Genomic DNA, 244 nt, shown 5'->3' with positions numbered 1-244 from the left:
GTAACAGAGCCTGATGCGTTAGTCGAGCTTAAGATTGCTAATGCGACTTATCAAGGGAAGGCTGATAAAAGTGGTAAATGGACGATATCTGTTACGGATACCTTGATTGATAAAACCCATGATTATCATATTGAAGTAAAAGATGCAGCGGGAAATACGAAGGAGGTGACGGGACAAATTACTATTGATACCAAAGCTCCTGAACTTTCTGGTTCCTTAGGAAATTCTACTAACTCTGGGGATA

Annotated in this window: 1 protein-coding gene; it reads left to right on the top strand. The window is 40.2% G+C overall.

The features are described from left to right. On the top strand, nucleotides 1-244 hold a 244-nt coding region (locus DD649_RS17245; RefSeq protein WP_294109847.1), incomplete at both ends, for an Ig-like domain-containing protein.

The sequence above is a fragment of the Providencia sp. genome (genome assembly GCF_003533305.1).
In the GTDB taxonomy this organism is placed as follows: domain Bacteria; phylum Pseudomonadota; class Gammaproteobacteria; order Enterobacterales; family Enterobacteriaceae; genus Providencia.
This window is presented reverse-complemented; position numbering and strand designations above follow the sequence as displayed.